General features: G+C 64.0%; 16 protein-coding genes. 13 read left to right on the forward strand and 3 right to left on the reverse strand.

Annotated elements, in window-relative coordinates; translation table 11 throughout:
• Window positions 1-30 precede the first annotated feature (30 nt).
• The 12 genes from zapE to lpdA all read left to right on the forward strand — a co-directional run bounded on the left by zapE (window position 31) and on the right by lpdA (window position 13534).
• Window positions 31-1245 (forward strand): cell division protein ZapE, encoded by a 1215-nt coding sequence (zapE, locus tag ACO07C_RS18285; protein WP_421915556.1) that lies wholly within the window; start codon window positions 31-33, stop codon window positions 1243-1245.
• Between the two features lie 412 nt (window positions 1246-1657).
• Window positions 1658-2626: a malate dehydrogenase gene (mdh, locus tag ACO07C_RS18290; RefSeq protein ID WP_421915557.1), complete on the forward strand. Its 969-nt coding sequence runs from the start codon at window positions 1658-1660 to the stop codon at window positions 2624-2626.
• Window positions 2627-2641: 15 nt separating this feature from the next.
• A complete protein-coding gene (gene sucC / locus ACO07C_RS18295) occupies window positions 2642-3835 on the forward strand; it encodes an ADP-forming succinate--CoA ligase subunit beta (protein WP_421915558.1) in 1194 nt (397 codons plus the stop codon).
• 4 nt (window positions 3836-3839) lie between these two features.
• Window positions 3840-4211, forward strand: a complete 372-nt coding sequence (locus ACO07C_RS18300; protein WP_421915559.1) for a cupin domain-containing protein — start codon at window positions 3840-3842, stop codon at window positions 4209-4211.
• 2 nt (window positions 4212-4213) lie between these two features.
• Window positions 4214-4711: a DUF1579 family protein gene (locus ACO07C_RS18305; protein WP_421915560.1), complete on the forward strand. Its 498-nt coding sequence runs from the start codon at window positions 4214-4216 to the stop codon at window positions 4709-4711.
• Between the two features lie 12 nt (window positions 4712-4723).
• Window positions 4724-5626 carry a succinate--CoA ligase subunit alpha gene (sucD, locus tag ACO07C_RS18310; RefSeq protein WP_421915561.1) on the forward strand — a complete coding sequence of 301 codons (903 nt, stop codon included), beginning with the start codon at window positions 4724-4726 and terminating at the stop codon, window positions 5624-5626.
• Between the two features lie 140 nt (window positions 5627-5766).
• Window positions 5767-8751, forward strand: a complete 2985-nt coding sequence (locus ACO07C_RS18315; RefSeq protein ID WP_421915562.1) for a 2-oxoglutarate dehydrogenase E1 component — start codon at window positions 5767-5769, stop codon at window positions 8749-8751.
• A gap of 50 nt (window positions 8752-8801) precedes the next feature.
• Complete coding sequence (odhB, locus tag ACO07C_RS18320) at window positions 8802-10094, forward strand: 2-oxoglutarate dehydrogenase complex dihydrolipoyllysine-residue succinyltransferase (protein WP_421915563.1); 1293 nt, start codon at window positions 8802-8804, stop codon at window positions 10092-10094.
• A 183-nt stretch (window positions 10095-10277) separates the two neighbouring features.
• Window positions 10278-10682, forward strand: a complete 405-nt coding sequence (locus ACO07C_RS18325; RefSeq protein ID WP_421915564.1) for an MAPEG family protein — start codon at window positions 10278-10280, stop codon at window positions 10680-10682.
• Between the two features lie 174 nt (window positions 10683-10856).
• On the forward strand, window positions 10857-11354 hold the full coding sequence (locus tag ACO07C_RS18330; protein WP_421915565.1) for a hypothetical protein: 498 nt from the start codon (window positions 10857-10859) through the stop codon (window positions 11352-11354).
• Window positions 11351-12103 carry an SDR family oxidoreductase gene (locus tag ACO07C_RS18335; RefSeq protein ID WP_421915566.1) on the forward strand — a complete coding sequence of 251 codons (753 nt, stop codon included), beginning with the start codon at window positions 11351-11353 and terminating at the stop codon, window positions 12101-12103. The genes ACO07C_RS18330 and ACO07C_RS18335 overlap by 4 nt, the downstream gene beginning before the upstream one ends.
• Window positions 12104-12127: 24 nt before the next feature.
• A complete protein-coding gene (gene lpdA / locus ACO07C_RS18340) occupies window positions 12128-13534 on the forward strand; it encodes a dihydrolipoyl dehydrogenase (RefSeq protein ID WP_421915567.1) in 1407 nt (468 codons plus the stop codon).
• A 117-nt stretch (window positions 13535-13651) separates the two neighbouring features.
• Here the strand turns inward: lpdA and ACO07C_RS18345 are convergent, their stop codons facing one another.
• The gene (locus ACO07C_RS18345) at window positions 13652-14044 is read right to left on the reverse strand and encodes a hypothetical protein (RefSeq protein WP_421915568.1); all 393 of its coding nucleotides are present in this window, start codon (window positions 14042-14044) and stop codon (window positions 13652-13654) included.
• A gap of 183 nt (window positions 14045-14227) precedes the next feature.
• On the opposite strand from ACO07C_RS18345, the gene ACO07C_RS18350 reads away from it, so the two are divergent.
• Complete coding sequence (locus ACO07C_RS18350) at window positions 14228-14704, forward strand: DUF2867 domain-containing protein (RefSeq protein WP_421915569.1); 477 nt, start codon at window positions 14228-14230, stop codon at window positions 14702-14704.
• A gap of 2 nt (window positions 14705-14706) precedes the next feature.
• Here the strand turns inward: ACO07C_RS18350 and ACO07C_RS18355 are convergent, their stop codons facing one another.
• Complete coding sequence (locus ACO07C_RS18355; RefSeq protein ID WP_421915570.1) at window positions 14707-15774, reverse strand: TraB/GumN family protein; 1068 nt, start codon at window positions 15772-15774, stop codon at window positions 14707-14709.
• Between the two features lie 74 nt (window positions 15775-15848).
• Window positions 15849-16787, reverse strand: a complete 939-nt coding sequence (locus ACO07C_RS18360) for a tyrosine recombinase XerC (protein ID WP_421915571.1) — start codon at window positions 16785-16787, stop codon at window positions 15849-15851.
• Window positions 16788-16839: the final 52 nt, after the last annotated feature.

Consider the following 16839-nt stretch of genomic DNA (forward strand, 5'->3'; position numbering starts at 1 on the left):
CGACTTGCATCAAGAAAAACGACGTGACCGATGCATCTGCGTGACGGCCTCCAGACCCATGCGACCGTCAGGCAGCGCTACGACCATCTGGTGCAAACCGGCGCCATCGAACGCGATCCGGCCCAGGAGCGGATCGCCGCGGCGCTCGACCGGCTGACCGACGAGATCTCGGCAAAGCGGCTGGCGCACAAATCGAGCGCGCTGGGCTGGCTCTTCGCGCGCAAGCGCGAGACGCATGAGGCCGTCAAGGGGCTCTACATCCATGGCGGCGTCGGCCGTGGCAAGACCATGCTGATGGACATGTTCTTCGAACTGGTGCCGGTACGCCGCAAGCGCCGCGTTCATTTCAACGACTTCATGGCCGACGTGCAGGACCGCATCCAAAAGCACCGGCAGGCGCGCAAGGATGGCACGGTCAAGGAGGACGATCCGATCCCGCCCGTCGCCAAGGCGCTTGCCGAGCAGGCCTGGGTGCTGTGCTTCGACGAATTCTCGGTCACCGACATTGCCGACGCGATGATCCTGTCGCGGCTGTTCTCGGCGTTGTTCGCCAGTGGCGTGGTGCTGGTCGCCACCTCAAACGTGGCGCCGGACGATCTCTATCGCGACGGCCTGAACCGCCAGCTGTTCCTGCCTTTCATCGCCATATTGGAACGGCACGCGCAGGTGCTGTCGCTCGACACCGACAAGGATTACCGGCTGGAAAAGCTTGCGCATACACCGGTCTATGTCACGCCGGCCGATGCGGCGGCCGACCGGATGCTCGACGAGACCTGGCGGACGATGACGCGCGGCGCGCCGACGGCCGCGACGTCGCTGGCGCTCAAGGGCCGGCAAGTGACGGTACCGGCCGCCGCCGGAGACGCGGCGCGGTTTTCTTTCGCCGATCTTTGCGAAAAGCCGCTCGGCGTACGCGATTTCCTGGCGATTGCCGGGCGCTTCTCGACCGTCTTCATCGATCACGTTCCGGTGCTGGGCGAAGGCAGGCGCAACGAGGCCAAGCGCTTCATCCTGTTGATCGACACGCTTTACGATCACCATGTCCGGCTGGTGGTCAGCGCCGAGGCACCGCCGCAAGAGCTTTATGTCGCCAAGCGCGGCGTCGAGGTGTTCGAGTTCGAACGCACGGCGTCGCGCCTGATCGAGATGCAGAGCCGCGACTGGCTGGAGGACTGGGCGGAGCGGCGGAAGAGCGAGGTGGCGAAAACATCCGACGCGCCGCGCGCCGGCCAGGCCGCGCAGTGATCGACGGCAGGCGGGACCGCGCGATCGGCGCGCTGGTCGGCCTTGCCGCCGCGGACGCGGTGCGGACCGCGCTGGAATTCCCTCGGACTGGCCGGAAAAGCTGACTTGGCGCGACAGGGCGAACATGGTTCGCCACCGGCATCACAAGGGCGTCATCGCCTCTTCAAGCCTTCTGATTGTCGCCCTAGTTGTGTAATCTGTGACAAGCCGGCTTACAAAATTTGACGTTTACGTAAATCCCAAACCATCTAACCGATTGAAAATGCTCACTCCGAAATAATCGTTTGAATTTTTCATGCACCGGAGCTATTGGGTGCGGCGAAAATTCGCGGTTCCCCGCCGCATTCCGGCCTCTTCCTCGACGCCGTGTTGGCGCCGTCACGACAAACTGACAAAGGGAAAACATCCTGACATGGCACGCAACAAGATAGCGCTCATCGGCTCTGGCATGATCGGCGGCACGCTCGCCCACATGATCGGCCTCAAGGACCTCGGCGACGTGGTGCTGTTCGATATCGCCGAGGGCATTCCGCAGGGCAAGGGCCTGGACATCGCGCAGTCGTCGCCGGTCGATGGCTTCGACTCCAGGTTGACCGGCGTCAACGATTACGCCGGCATCGAGGGCGCGGACGTGTGCATCGTCACCGCCGGCGTGCCGCGCAAGCCTGGCATGAGCCGCGACGACCTGCTGGGCATCAACCTCAAGGTCATGGAGCAGGTTGGCGCCGGCCTCAAGAAATACGCGCCGAAGGCCTTCGTCATCTGCATCACCAATCCGCTCGACGCCATGGTCTGGGCGCTGCAGAAGTTTTCCGGCCTGCCCAAGACGCATGTCGTCGGCATGGCCGGCGTGCTCGACAGCGCGCGCTTCCGCTATTTCCTGGCCGAGGAATTCAAGGTCTCGGTCGAGGATGTCACCGCTTTCGTGCTCGGCGGCCACGGCGATTCCATGGTGCCGATGATCCGTTATTCGACGGTATCCGGCATTCCGCTGCCCGACCTCGTCAAGATGGGCTGGACCTCGAAGGAAAAGCTCGACCAGATCGTGCAGCGCACCCGTGACGGCGGCGCGGAGATCGTCGGCCTGCTCAAGACCGGTTCGGCCTACTACGCGCCGGCGGCTTCCGCGATCCAGATGGCCGAAGCCTATCTCAAGGACAAAAAGCGCGTGCTGCCCTGCGCCGCGCATCTCTCCGGCCAGTATGGCGTCAAGGGCACCTATGTCGGCGTTCCCGTGGTGATCGGCGCCGGTGGCGTCGAGCGCATCATCGAGATCGACCTCAACAAGAGCGAGCAGAAGATGTTCGACAGTTCGGTGGCGACGGTGCAGGGCCTGACCGAGGCCTGCATCAAGATCGCACCGCACCTCGCCTCGAAGTAACCGGAGACACCAGCCATGAACATCCATGAGTATCAAGGCAAGGCGCTGCTGAAGAGCTTTGGGGCGCCGGTGGCCGAAGGCGTGCCGGTGTTCAAGGCGAGCGAGGCGGAAGCCGCCGCCAAGGCGCTGCCCGGCCCGCTCTATGTGGTGAAGAGCCAGATCCATGCCGGCGGCCGCGGCAAGGGCAAGTTCACTGAACTCGGCCCGGACGCCAAGGGTGGCGTTCGGCTGGCCAAGTCCGTGGCCGAAGTCGTCGCCAACGCCAACGAGATGCTTGGCCACACACTCGTCACCAAGCAGACCGGCCCAGCCGGCAAGCAGGTCAACCGCCTCTATATCGAGGACGGCGCCGACATCGAGCGCGAACTCTATCTGTCGATCCTGGTCGACCGCACGGTCGGCCGCGTCGCCTTCGTCGTCTCCACCGAAGGCGGCATGGACATCGAGGCTGTCGCGCATGACACGCCGGAAAAGATCATCACCGTCGCCATCGATCCGGAAAAGGGCGTGACATCAGCCGATGTGAAGGCGCTCAACGGCGCTCTGAAGCTCGACGGCGACGCGGCCAAGGATGGCGATGCGCTGTTCCCGATCCTCTACAAGGCCTTTGTCGAGAAGGACATGAGCCTGCTCGAGGTCAACCCGCTGATCGTCATGAAGAGCGGCCGGCTGCGCGTGCTCGACGCCAAGGTGTCGTTCGACAACAACGCGCTGTTCCGTCACCCCGACGTGCTCGAACTGCGCGACACCACCGAAGAGGACGAGAAGGAAATCGAGGCGTCGAAATATGACCTCGCCTATGTCGCGCTCGACGGCAATATCGGCTGCATGGTCAATGGCGCCGGCCTTGCCATGGCGACGATGGACATCATCAAGCTCTATGGCGCCGAGCCCGCCAACTTCCTCGACGTCGGCGGCGGTGCGTCCAAGGAGAAGGTCACGGCGGCGTTCAAGATCATTACCAAGGATCCGGCGGTCAAGGGCATCCTGATCAACATCTTCGGCGGCATCATGAAGTGCGACATCATTGCCGAGGGCGTGATCGCCGCGGTCAAGGAAGTCGGCCTGAAGGTGCCGCTGGTGGTGCGTCTCGAAGGCACCAATGCCGAACTCGGCAAGAAGATCATCAACGACAGCGGCCTGAACGTCGTGTCGGCTGACGATCTCGACGACGCCGCCAAGAAGATCGTGGCGGCGGTGAAGGGCTGAGCGGATGCCTCCGCGCAAGATAAATCTCGTCGAGGCGGCGGACGCGAAGATCACCAAGGTCTTCGATCCGCATATCGCCGGCGACGTGAACGACAGCCAGGCGAAGGTCGCCAAGTTCGGCGAGATGTTCGACTGGCACGCGCATGACAATGAGGACGAGGCCTTCCTCGTGCTGCGCGGGCGTATCGCCATCGATTTCCGCGACGGTCCGGTCGAACTCGGCGAAGGCGACTTCATTGTCGTGCCGCATGGCGTCGAGCATCGCCCGCGCTCGCTCACAGCCGAACCTGTCGTGCTGATGTTCGAGCCGGCGACGACGCTCAACACCGGCAATGCCAGGAGCGACCTCACCGTCTCCGACCTGAAGCGGCTCTGATCATGAACGCGGCGTCATTCTCTTCGCTCTCGGACGGTCACCAGCGCCTGCAGGCGCTGGTCGGCGCGTGGCGCGGCGAGGAAGAGGTGTCGGCCACGCAATGGGCCGATGGCGGCACGGCGACGGCGGAAGTGCTGGCGGAGGCACAGTTCGGCGGCCTGTTCGTCGTGCAGCGCTATCGCCAGCGCCGCGACGGCACGATCTCATTCGGCGCGCACAATGTCTTCGGCTTCGACCAGCAAGACAGCGTCGTCACCATGCACCAGTTCGACTCGATGGGGTTTGTTCCGAACTCGCCCGCGTCCGGTGCCTGGAACGGCGACGAACTCACCCTGGATCGGTCGTCACCGCGCGGCTCGGCGCGCGTGGCTTATATTTTTGGCGGTGCCGATAGCTACCGCATGCGACTGCGTTTCAAACCTGCCGGCAGAGATGTCTGGCAAGACATGGTGAGCGGCGTCTACCAGCGCGTTTCACCTTCCTCGATCAACGGTTTTTAAAAAAGGGCTCCCATGTCCATTCTCGTCGACAAGAACACCAAGGTGCTGGTGCAGGGCCTGACCGGCAAGACCGGCACGTTCCACACCGAGCAGGCGCTGGCCTATCACGGCACCAAGATGGTCGGTGGCATCCACCCCAAGAAGGGCGGCGAGACATGGACCGGATCGAAGGGCGAGAGCCTGCCGATCTTCGCCACGGTCGCCGAGGGCAAGGAAAAGACCGGCGCCAATGCCTCCGTCATCTATGTGCCGCCGGCAGGCGCCGCCGAAGCGATCATCGAGGCCATCGAGGCCGAGATCCCGCTGATCGTTTGCATCACCGAGGGCATCCCGGTGATGGACATGATCAAGGTCAAGGCGCGGCTCGACCGCTCGGCCTCGCGGCTGATCGGCCCGAACTGCCCGGGCGTGCTCACGCCTGACGAATGCAAGATCGGCATCATGCCGGGAAACATCTTCCGCAAGGGCTCGGTCGGCGTTGTTTCGCGCTCTGGAACACTTACCTATGAGGCAGTGTTCCAGACCACCAATGTCGGCCTCGGCCAGACGACGGCCGTCGGCATCGGCGGCGACCCCGTCAAGGGCACCGAGTTCATCGACGTGCTCGAGATGTTCCTGGCCGACGACGAGACCAAGTCGATCATCATGATCGGCGAGATCGGCGGTTCGGCCGAGGAAGACGCCGCGCAGTTCCTCAAGGACGAGGCCAAGCGTGGCCGCAAGAAGCCGATGGCTGGCTTCATCGCCGGACGCACGGCGCCTGCCGGCCGCACCATGGGCCACGCGGGCGCGGTCATCTCCGGCGGCAAGGGCGGCGCCGAGGACAAGATCGCGGCGATGGAATCGGCCGGTATAAAAGTTTCGCCGTCGCCGGCACGGCTCGGCACGACCTTGGTCGAGGCGATCAAGGGTTAAGGCAGTAAGGGATTAAGGCAGTATGGCAGTAAGGGAATAGGAAGAACGGATGCGGCATCTGCCTGCTTCCCTCCTGCCTTACTCCCCACTGTCCTACTCCCCTCCACAAAAGGAGACGGAGCCAGGCTCCGCGGACAAAAATGGCAAGACAAGATCAGGCCAACGACCAATTCTCGCTCACCTCGTTCCTCTATGGCGGCAATGCCGACTATATCGACGCGCTCTATGCCGCCTATGAGGACGATCCCGCCTCGGTCGATCCAGAATGGCAGGAGTTCTTCGCCGGGCTGAAGGACGACGCCGGCGATGTGCGCAGGAATGCCAAGGGCGCTTCATGGGCCAAGCCCTCCTGGCCGCTGCAGGCCAATGGCGAGCTGGTGTCGGCACTCGACGGCAACTGGGGCATCGTCGAGAAGCATCTGGAAAAGAAGGTCAAGGACAAGGCTGTCACCAACGGTGTCGTGCTTTCCGATGCCGACGTGCACCAGGCGACGCGCGATTCCGTGCGCGCCATCATGATGATCCGCGCCTTCCGCATGCGCGGCCACCTGCACGCCAATCTCGACCCACTCGGCATCGCCACGCTCGAGGATTATAACGAACTGTCGCCGGAGAATTACGGCTTCACCGAAGCCGACTACGACCGGCCGATCTTTCTCGACAATGTGCTTGGGCTTGAATTCGGCACCATCCGGCAGATGCTGGATATACTGACCCGCACCTATTGCTCGACGCTGGGCGTCGAGTTCATGCATATTTCCGATCCCGAGGAAAAGGCCTGGATCCAGGCGCGCATCGAAGGCGCCGACAAGGAAATTTCCTTCACCGCCACCGGCAAGAAGGCGATCCTGCAGAAGCTGGTCGAGGCCGAAGGATTCGAGCAGTTCATCGACGTCAAGTACAAGGGCACCAAGCGCTTCGGGCTCGACGGCGGCGAAGCGCTGATCCCGGCGCTGGAGCAGATCGTCAAGCGTGGCGGCCAGCTCGGCCTGAAGGAAATCGTGCTTGGCATGGCGCATCGCGGCCGGCTGAACGTGCTCTCCCAGGTGATGGCAAAGCCGCACCGCGCCATCTTCCACGAGTTCAAGGGCGGCTCGGCCGCGCCGGACGAGGTCGAGGGCTCGGGCGACGTGAAGTACCATCTTGGCGCATCGTCGGACCGCGAGTTTGACGGCAACAAGGTGCACCTGTCGCTGACGGCCAACCCTTCGCACCTTGAGATCGTCGATCCGGTGGTGATGGGCAAGGCGCGCGCCAAGCAGGACTATCTGTTCGGACGCGGCCGCGAGGAGATCGTGCCGCTGGAAGAGCGCGCCAAGGTGCTGCCGCTGCTGCTGCATGGCGACGCCGCCTTCGCCGGCCAGGGCGTGATCGCCGAGATCCTCGGCCTGTCCGGCCTGCGCGGCCACCGCGTCGCCGGCACGCTGCATTTCATCATCAACAACCAGATCGGCTTCACCACCAATCCGCGCTTCTCGCGTTCGTCGCCCTATCCGTCGGACGTCGCCAAGATGATCGAGGCGCCGATCTTCCACGTCAACGGTGACGACCCGGAAGCCGTTGTCCACGCCACCAAGGTGGCGATCGAATTCCGCATGAAGTTCCACAAGCCGGTGGTGGTGGACATGTTCTGCTATCGCCGCTTCGGCCACAATGAGGGCGACGAACCGGCCTTCACCCAGCCGATCATGTACCGCAACATACGCAACCACAAGACGACGGTGCAGATCTATGGCGAGCGGCTGATCGCCGAGGGCCATATCACCCCGGCGGAACTCGACAAGCTCAAGGCCGACTGGCGCGCGCATCTGGAATCGGAATGGGAAGTCGGCCAGCATTACAAGCCCAACAAGGCGGACTGGCTGGACGGCGCCTGGTCAGGCCTGCGCACGGCGGACAACCAGGACGAACAAAGGCGCGGCAAGACCGCCGTGCCAGCCAAGACGCTGAAGGAAATCGGCAAGAAGCTGACCGAGGTGCCGAAGGATTTCGAGGCGCACAAGACGATCATCCGCTTCCTCGAAAACCGCCGCCAGGCGATCGACTCGGGCGAAGGCATCGACTGGTCGACGGCCGAGGCGTTGGCCTTCGGCGCCATCCTGCTCGACGGCAACCCGATCCGCCTGTCCGGCCAGGATTCCGAACGCGGCACCTTCTCGCAGCGCCATTCCGTGCTCTACGACCAGCGCGACGAGACCCGCTACATCCCGCTCAACAACCTGTCGGCGGCACAGGCTGGCTACGAAGTCATCAACTCGATGCTGTCGGAAGAGGCGGTGCTGGGGTTCGAATATGGCTACAGCCTTGCCGAGCCGAAGGCGCTGACGCTGTGGGAAGCGCAGTTCGGCGACTTCGCCAACGGCGCCCAGGTGGTGTTCGACCAGTTCATCTCGTCGGGCGAACGCAAGTGGCTGCGCATGTCCGGCCTCGTCTGCCTGCTGCCGCATGGCTATGAAGGCCAGGGTCCCGAACATTCGTCGGCCCGGCTCGAGCGCTTCCTGCAGCTTTGCGCCGAAGACAACATGCAGGTGGCGAACTGCACCACCCCGGCGAACTATTTCCACATCCTGCGCCGGCAGTTGAAGCGGGATTTCCGCAAGCCGCTGATCCTGATGACGCCGAAGTCGCTGCTGCGCCACAAGCGGGCGGTGTCGACGCTGCCGGAAATGTCGGGCGAAAGCTCGTTCCACCGGCTGCTGTGGGACGACGCCCAGCTCCTGCCCAACCAGGCGATCAAGCTGGTCAAGGATTCCAAGATCCGCCGCGTCGTGCTGTGTTCGGGCAAGGTCTATTACGACCTTTACGAGGAGCGCGAGAAGCGCGGCATCAACGACATCTACCTGCTGCGTGTCGAGCAGCTCTATCCGTTCCCGGCCAAGGCGCTGATCACCGAACTGTCGCGCTTCCGCAATGCCGAGATGGTGTGGTGCCAGGAGGAGCCCAAGAACATGGGCGCCTGGTCGTTCATCGACCCGTATCTGGAATGGGTGCTGGCGCATATCGACGCCAAGCATCAGCGGGTGCGCTACACCGGCCGTCCGGCGGCCGCGTCGCCCGCGACCGGATTGATGTCGAAGCATCTCGCCCAGCTCGCCGCCCTGCTCGAAGACGCGCTTGGTGAATAGAGCGGATCCGGGCGAATAAAGAACAGAACCTAAAGAAACGGACAGGCACAATGGCTACCGAAATCCGCGTTCCCACTCTCGGCGAATCCGTCACCGAAGCGACTGTCGGCAAATGGTTCAAGAAGGTCGGCGATGCCATTGCCGCCGACGAGCCCTTGCTCGAGCTCGAAACCGACAAGGTGACGGTGGAGGTGCCCGCCGCCGCCGCCGGCACGCTCAGCGAAATCACCGTCAAGGAAGGCGAGACGGTTGGCGTCGGCGCCCTGCTGGGTTCGATTTCCGCAGGCGGCGCGGCTGCCGCCCCGGCGACCAAGCCGCAGGCGGTGGCGCAGGCGTCCAGCCCCGACGCGGCGCATACGGTCAAGCAGGCGGCGGCGGAGAACGCCAAGATCGCCGGCGACGCCGGGCCGATCGAGCCGCGCGGCATGCCGCCGGCACCGGCCGCGGCGAAACTGATCGCGGAGAACAATTTGTCGGTCGACCAGGTCTCCGGCTCTGGCAAGCGCGGCCAGGTGCTGAAGGGAGACGTTCTCGACGCCATCTCCAAGGGTGCGCCCTCGCAGCCGGCTGAAACGCCCAGGGCTTCGCCCGCACCCGCGCCCGCACCGGTTGCCGTGCGTGCGCCGTCGTTCGGTGACGATGCGTCCCGCGAGGAGCGCGTGCGCATGACCAAGCTGCGCCAGACCATCGCGCGCCGCCTCAAGGAAGCGCAGTCGACCGCCGCCATGCTCACCACCTTCAACGAGGTCGACATGTCGGCGGTGATGGCGCTGCGGACCAAATACAAGGACGTGTTCGAGAAGAAGCACGGCGTGAAGCTCGGCTTCATGGGCTTCTTTACCAAGGCCGTGACGCATGCCCTGAAGGAAATCCCCTCGGTCAATGCCGAGATCGACGGCACCGATATCATCTTCAAGAACTACGCTCATATCGGCGTCGCCGTCGGCACCGAAAAGGGCCTCGTCGTGCCGGTGGTGCGCAATGCCGACCAGATGTCGATCGCCGAGATCGAGAAGGATATCGGCCGGCTGGGCATCGCCGCGCGCGACGGCAAGCTGTCGGTCGCCGACATGCAGGGCGGCACGTTCACGATTTCCAACGGCGGCGTCTACGGGTCGCTGATGTCGACGCCGATCCTCAACGCGCCGCAATCGGGCATTCTCGGCATGCACAAGATCCAGGACCGGCCGGTGGTGGTCGGCGGCCAGATCGTGATCCGGCCGATGATGTACCTGGCGCTGAGCTACGATCACCGCATCGTCGACGGCAAGGAAGCGGTGACCTTCCTGGTGCGGGTCAAGGAAAGCCTGGAGGATCCGGAACGGCTGGTGCTCGACCTCTGATTGGATTTCCCCGTTCGGGGAATCCGGCCTGAAGCGCGTCGTGTCCGACAGGATTCACATGGCGTGCTCCAAGCCTTTGGTTTTATGCATGGGGTCGTCCCGAAACCGCTGCGCGGTTTTGGGTGAGATGCATTAGAGTTCCGCAGGGCGATCGTTTGGGTCGACCCATGGAGGAAACGCCAAATGGAAGTTGCCGCCGCATCCACGGAAATCATGGTTCTGGGCTGGAGCGTCATCCTGCTCCTCGTCCACATCGTCGTGCAATCCTTGTCCCTCATGAAGGATGGTGGGCCGGGTTATGCGATGAGCAATCGTGACGGCGAGGTTGGAATCTCGCTGGTGACGGACCGGCTCACGCGCGGATTGAGAAATTTCGTCGAGACCTACGGTGCCTTCGTGGCCCTGGTCCTGGCACTGGCCGTCACCGGCAAGACCGGAGGGCTCGGCGCCACCGGTGCGCTGATCTGGTTCCTCGCGCGCCTTGTCTATGTGCCGGTCTTCGCTTTCGGCATTCCGGGGGTTCGCACTCTTGTCTGGATAATCTCCATCATCGGTCTCGTGCTGATGCTGATCAGGTTGATGGCGTGATGGCAGGCCAGTTCCGCGAAAATCGTTGCAATGGCTTTCAGTGGCCTGCTGTGCGTCGCGGGACCGGCGGCAGCCCAGGACGACCGGAAGCTGGGTGGATGGACCGCTATGCGGCGTCCGCCTCCTACGCGCTTGCCGGCGATGTCGGCAAGGCGCTCGGGGAGCATCCCTGACATGCGCCCGGCACGCATCTTCTCCCTGTTGCTGTCCATCGGCTTGCTTGCGCCGGCGACGGCTCTTGCGGCCTGTCCGATCGAGCTTTCCGTCTATGGCGATCCCCAGAGCGGCAGCGAGATCGACTTCACCCCGACCGGCACCTCGGCGACCGTCACCAACACGTTCAGGATGATCCTCGACAACAATGTCGTGCTCAACGGCATCGTCATGTGGAGCACGGGCGAGGCGCGGCCGAATGGCTCGCTGATGTACAAATGCCCCGAGGGCGACGTCACGGGCGGCGAACTCGCGGCCTGCACGCTCTGGAGCGGCGTCATCTACACATCCGATGACAAGGGCTCGATCGGGCTGTTGCCGACGGAAGGCATCGAAGCGCCGAAGACCCTGATCCTGCCTGATCTCGGGCCATCGCTGCGGCATTCCCTGGCCTATGGCGGCAAGGGTTTTTCGAAAGTGCCTGCGGATGTGTTCGTCATGAAGGGTTGCCAGGAATGAGCGGGGCACGGGTTATCCTGGTCACGGGCGGCAGCCGCGGCATCGGTGCCGCGACCTGCCGTTTTGCCGCCGATGCCGGCTACCGGGTCGTGGTCAACTATGCGTCGAACGAGGCCGCGGCCGGCGCCCTCGTCCAGGACATCGAGCAGGCCGGCGGCACGGCCATCGCCATCAAGGCCGATGTCGGCAACGAAGCCGAGATCCTGTCGATGTTCTATGAGGTCGATCGCGCCTTCGGCCGCCTCGACGCGCTGGTCAACAATGCTGGCGTTCTCGATGTGATGTCGCGCCTCGACGGCATCAGCGCGGCGCGCATGGAACGCATCATGCGCGTCAACGTGGTCGGCTCGATGCTGTGCGCCCGAGAAGCGGTGAAGCGCATGTCGGCGAAGCATGGCGGCAAGGGCGGCGCCATCGTCAACCTGTCCTCGATGGCCGCGCATATCGGCGGTGCCAACCAGTATGTCGACTATGCCGCGTCCAAGGGCGCCATCGACAGTTTCACCATAGGCCTGGCGCGCGAAGTCGCCGGCGAGGGCATCCGGGTAAACGCGGTCAGCCCCGGCATCATCGACACCGAAATGCATGCCTCGACCGGCGAGCCAGACAGGGTAGCGCGCATACAGGATGCGCTGCCGATGAAAAGAGCCGGCACGGCCGATGAAGTCGCGCGGGCGATTCTCTATCTTCTATCCGACGCGGCGTCCTACACGACGGGCGCCATCTTGAATGTAAGCGGCGGCCGATGACGGCCACACGAGAAGGATAAAATCATGGCGTATGACGTCGTTATCATCGGATCGGGGCCGGGCGGCTATGTCTGCGCGATCAAGGCGGCGCAACTCGGTCTGAAGACGGCGGTGGTCGAGAAGAGCCCGACGTTCGGCGGCACTTGCCTCAACATCGGCTGCATCCCGTCCAAGGCGCTGCTCTACGCGTCGGAAATGTTCTCGGAGGCCGGCCACGCCTTCGATACGCTCGGCATCGAGGTCAACGCGCCGAAACTGAACCTGAAGAAGATGATGACGCACAAGGACACGACGGTGGCGTCGAACGTCAACGGCGTCGCTTTCCTGTTCAAGAAGAACAAGATCGACAGCTTTCGCGGCACCGGCAAGGTGATCGCGGCCGGCAAGGTTTCGGTGACCGGCGAGGACGGCAAGGTCGAGGAGATCGAGGCGAAGAACATCGTCATCGCCACGGGCTCTGATGTCGCGGGCATCCCCGGCGTCAAGGTCGATATCGACGAGAAGGTCATCGTGTCGTCCACCGGCGCGCTGTCGCTGGACAAGGTGCCTGGCCATCTCGTGGTGGTCGGCGGCGGCGTCATCGGCCTCGAGCTCGGCTCGGTGTGGGCACGGCTTGGCGCCAAGGTCACCGTCGTCGAGTTCCTCGACACCATCCTCGGCGGCATGGATGGCGAGGTCTCCAAGCAATTCCAGCGGCTGCTCTCCAAGCAGGGTTTTGAGTTCAAGCTCGGCGCCAAGGTCACCGGCGTCGCCAAGGCCAAGAAGGGGGCGACGGTCACCTTCGAGCCGGTGAAGGGCGGCGCCGCCGAGACCATCGACGCCGACGTGGTGCTGATCGCCACCGGGCGCCGGGCCTTTTCCGACAGTCTCGGCCTGAAGGAAGCTGGCGTCGAGGTCGACGAGCGCGGCCGGGTCAAGACCGATGGGCATCTGAGGACAAACGTGCCTGGCATCTACGCCATTGGCGATGTCATCGCCGGGCCGATGCTGGCGCACAAGGCCGAGGACGAGGGTGTGGCGGTGGCGGAAACCATCGCCGGGCAGGCAGGCCACGTGAACTACGATGTCATCCCAAGCGTTGTCTACACCAGCCCGGAGGTCGCCTCCGTCGGCAAGACCGAGGAGGAATTGAAGAAGGCCGGCATCGACTACAAGGTTGGAAAGTTTCCATTCAGCGCCAATGGCCGCGCGCGCGCCATGCTGCACACCGACGGCTTCGTGAAGATCCTAGCCGACAAGCAGAACGACCGCGTTCTCGGCGTGCATATCGTCGGCTTCGGCGCCGGCGAGATGATCCACGAGGCCGCTGTGCTGATGGAGTTCGGCGGTTCCTCGGAAGACCTCGCGCGAACCTGCCATGCACACCCGACCATGTCGGAGGCGGTGAAGGAAGCGGCGCTGGCCACCTTCTTCAAGCCGATCCACATTTAGAGCGTTTCGGAAATCCTGCTCCGGCAACCGTCTAAGGTTTTCAAGAACCTTTCAGGTGCTTCCATAAACAAAACGGCCCGCCTTTTGGCGGGCCGTTCGTATTCGATATCGAGCCGATCAGTTGGCCGGGGCGGCGGGTGCCGGTGCTGGCGCGGGGGCCGGTGCGGGCGTCGCCGGCGCGGGCGCCGGTGCCGGCGTGGCAGGTGCCGGGGTCGCGGGAGCCGGTTCGGCGGGCTTCATGGCGGGAGCGGGAGCGGGAGCGGGCGCGGGCGCCGGTGCGGGCGTACTGGCTGCCGGCGTGTCGGCAGGGGCTGCCGGATGCTCGGCGCTTCTCCCGAAGACATAGTAGGCGACAATCGCCAGGATAATGACAACCAATGCAATCAACCAGGTGCTGCCGCCACCGCTCGACTGTACGACCGTGGTGCGGTCGACACGCGGATCGGCCGTTGTGCCCAAGGGTGGGGTGGGGTTGAAAGGATCGTTGGGGTCGTTAGGTGGGTTCGCCATAAAAGTGTCCTCCGTGGATGAAAATCATCAATCAACATCCATTAACGCGCGATCCCTGAACAGGTTTCACGTCACGTATCGAAAACGCCAGGAACGAGGCGCTTGAGCCCTGTCCGGCGTCGTTTCGCCACGCCGCGAGCCGGACTGGCCGATGCTATCATTGGTCGCGAGGGATTTGCCGGCATGCCCATCACTGCACAAACATTCCCCAACCCCGAAGGCGCCCTTGCCGGCGCCCAGTTCGCCGACCGCTACGTTCTGATAGCCGATGGCCTTGCACTGACCGCAATTGGCGCGGCCGAACGCATTCTGTCGCGAACACCGCTATGGGTCAGCTGGCTCATGCGTATGCGCAACCTTGCCGTCAGGCCATTCGGGCTGAAGACAGGGCAAGAACCCGACGCACCGACGCAGGGCAGGATTGGCATATTCCCGCTCATCAGCCAGGCTCCGGGCAGGGTTGTCCTTGGGCTGGACGACCGACACCTCGATTTTCGGATCCTGGTGGAGGTGAACGACCTCGGCGGAGGCCGGCAGCAAGTGGCGGCCTCGACGATCGTGAAGACGCACAACTCGCTCGGGCGGACCTATCTCGCCGTCATCAAGCCCTTTCACCGGATCATCGTTCCGGCGATGCTGGCTCAAGTCTTGACCGAATAGAGTTAAAGCCCGACGGCCGTTACAGTGTAGCCGGCCTTGCGGAAATCCTCGACAAGACCCTGCGGGCCCGGAAGGTGCAGCGCACCGACCGCCATGAAGGCATTGCCCTTGGCGAGGATCGGCTGGGCATGATCGACCATCACCTTGTTGCGGCTGGTGATCATGGTTTCCTCGAACGCGGCATAGCCGGCCGGATCGTCCTGCTCGGCAGGCATCGCCGCACGGAACAGCGGCCAGAACAGCCCGGTGTCGCCGCGCTGGTAGAGCACGATCATGGTCTCGTTGACATCGTTGACCTTGTCGCCAAGTTTCAGCGTGTCGACCAGATCCTTCATGTGGAGAGCGAGCGGCAGCGAGGCCATGGCACGGAGCTGGCCCGCAACGGTCTCCAGCCCCTCGACATCCTTGCCGGAGGCCTTGGCGTCCTCGGCGAGCTTGACGTCAAGCACGGGGGCGCCGCCGGCCTTGCGGGCCAGCTCGCAAGCCGGAAGCGCCACCATGGACGACAGCATCCAGGGCTTCATCTTGGCGACGCTCGCCGCCGGAATGCCGCGCGCGTCGAGCGCCTTGTTCATGGCCGCCGCATCGTCCGGCGACAGCAGCGACGACAACGTGGTGTTGTCGGTGAACATCATCAGGTCCGGCTCCTCGAGGAGCGCGGCCATCATCTTCTTCTGATCGAGCACTTCCGTGGTTTCGATGATGACCGTGTCGGACGCATCGAAGGCCTTCTGCGCGGCGGCCGGCAGCGTGGTGACGCGCGGATCGGTCATATGCATGGTGCCGAACAGGTAGGACGGTTTTTCGCCGGGCTTTTCCAGTTTCCACAGCAGACCCTTGCCGTTGGGGATAGCAGCGGCTTCCGCCTCGATCTTCCGGTAGGCGGCCGGGTCGCTCGCCCGCAGGGCCGACAGGATGTCCGTTCCGCCGCAGGACACTTCGGCGCGTGCCTTGCCCCCCATCAGCAGCAAGATCGCGAGGAAGGACAGGAAAAACAGGATGTTTGCGGCCACCAGCAGCTTCAGGGACACTGCTGCCGCGCGGTCTGCGATGGCGATGACGCGTTTCATGGGGCTTTCCTAGGACAGAAAAACGGCGAAACGGTTAACCCACGCTCCAAAATTGTCATGGATGCCGCGATCGTTCATGCGCGGGGATGGGCGGACTCATAGATTTCGAGCAGCCTGGCAGTGTCGACGCCGGTGTAGATCTGCGTCGTCGACAGGCTGGCGTGTCCCAGCAGCTCCTGAATGGTGCGCAGGTCGCCGCCGCGCCCGAGCAGGTGCGTGGCGAAGGAATGGCGCAGCGCATGCGGCGTCGCGGTGTCCGGCAGGTTGAGCGCCGAGCGCAACCTGGCCATGTCGCGCTGGATGATCGCCGGGTTGAGCGGGCCGCCGCGGGCACCGCGAAACAACAATCCCTTGGGGTCGAGATGATAGGGGCAGAGGCGGCGATATTCGGCGATGGCGCGCAACGCCACCGGCAGCACGGGCACCAGCCGTGTCTTGCCGCCCTTGCCGGTGACGCGCAACACGGTGTCGGCCTCCGATGCCAGGTCGGCGCCCGATAAGCCCAGCGCCTCGGAGATGCGCAGGCCCGAGCCATAGAGCAGCGTCAACACCGCCGCGTTACGGGCGGCGATCCACGGTTCTTCCGCCAACTGACCGTCGACGGATACGACACGCCTTGCATCGGCGGCCGTGAGCGGCTTGGGCAGGGATTTCGGCTGACGCGGCGCTCGCAATGCGGCTGCTCCGGCGGCATTGACGAGGCCGCGCCGCTCGAGGAAGCGCAGCAGCGAACGAATGCCGGCAAGTCCGCGCCCGAGCGTGCGCGCGCCGGCGCCGTCATTGCGGCGCGCGGCGAGAAAGCCTCGCAGATCGGCTGGCCGCAGATTGGCGATGTCCGAAATACCGGGGGCGCCACCGCAATGGCCGGTGAGGAAGTGCAGGAACTGCCTGGTGTCGCGCTCATAGGCCTCCACGGTTTCGGCCGACAGCCGGCGCTCGCGGGCCAGCATCTTCAGCCAGGCTTCGCGCGCTGCCTGGAGGTCGGGTTTGGCGGGGATGAGGAATTCCTGCATGGTGCCCTTTCGCTTGTCGTGACGCCATCCTGCGATGGCGAGGTTAGGAAGC

Source organism: Mesorhizobium sp. (assembly GCF_965229135.1).
Classification (GTDB): domain Bacteria; phylum Pseudomonadota; class Alphaproteobacteria; order Rhizobiales; family Rhizobiaceae; genus Mesorhizobium.